This window comes from Flagellimonas olearia (assembly GCF_009184425.1).
GTDB classification, from domain to species: domain Bacteria; phylum Bacteroidota; class Bacteroidia; order Flavobacteriales; family Flavobacteriaceae; genus Flagellimonas; species Flagellimonas olearia.
The window spans coordinates 1-518 of record NZ_WELG01000038.1; the positions used below are offsets into that span (position 1 = coordinate 1).

A 518-nucleotide genomic window follows, 5' to 3' on the forward strand; every position below is an offset into this window, starting at 1 on the left:
ACAGACGAGCTGCAGCACCAAGCACAAACTCTCGATCCGTCTCGGCCACCGACATCGCCTGATTTTTTTTTCTTCCCACAAGCCACTCCCATGCTGTAAGTCTTTGATTCTAACATTCCTTTTGGAGGCGGCCCAGCCTTGCTCTCAGATCGCTCCACCTAGGCTATACATAAACAAGAACACTGTTTAGCCCATAATATTGAATTTGGTTGGTCATACAAATAAAGTCTAGATAATGAACCCTATATCGGAGCAATCCAATGGCCCTAGCAAATCGCAAGATCGGTTACGACGAGGTTGTAACCCGTGACATTCACTTTCCCATGAATATCGAAAACGTGGCCCGCCACTGGTTCGGTAATGACCCTTGGTCCACCCACTGGATGAACGCCATCCTTGCCGCCGTCCCAGACGGCGAGCGCTGGGTTATGAACTCAGCCAGGCGACAGCTTAGCAAGCTTGACGACCCGGAGGTGCTCAATGCCGCCAAGGAATTCATTCGCCAAGAGCGCATTCAT

1 protein-coding gene is annotated in these 518 nt (G+C 50.6%); it reads left to right on the forward strand.

The features are described from left to right. Positions 1 to 260: 260 nt before the first annotated feature. Positions 261 to 518: metal-dependent hydrolase (locus F8C76_RS19150; protein ID WP_211372180.1), on the forward strand; the 258-nt coding region annotated here is incomplete at its 3' end.